The organism is Shewanella sp. AS16, from assembly GCF_021412365.1.
Lineage (GTDB): Bacteria > Pseudomonadota > Gammaproteobacteria > Enterobacterales > Shewanellaceae > Shewanella > Shewanella salipaludis.
In genome coordinates this window covers 1-293 of record NZ_JAKCLK010000236.1, presented here as the reverse complement: position 1 = coordinate 293, position 293 = coordinate 1, and the positions used below count along the sequence as shown (strand labels likewise).

At 52.6% G+C, this 293-nt stretch carries 1 protein-coding gene; it reads left to right on the top strand.

The genetic code is table 11. The annotated features are described in order from the left end of the window. The coding region (locus LZP73_RS20155; RefSeq protein WP_234236697.1) for a P-loop NTPase at nt 1-293 on the top strand (293 nt) is incomplete at both ends.

Below are 293 nucleotides of genomic sequence, written 5' to 3'. Positions count from 1 at the left end.
GGTGCAGTCGTGGTCACCACCCCGCAGGACATCGCGTTGATCGATGCGAAAAAAGGCATTGTGATGTTCGAGAAAGTCGAGGTTCCGGTGCTCGGTATTGTCGAGAACATGAGTGTGCATATTTGCAGTAACTGTGGTCACCATGAACCGATTTTCGGTACCGGTGGTGCAGAGAAACTGGCCGAGAAATACCACACGCAGCTGCTGGGGCAGATGCCGTTACACATCTCCTTACGTGAGGATCTCGATAAAGGCACGCCAACGGTTATCAGCCGTCCTGAGAGCGAATTTAC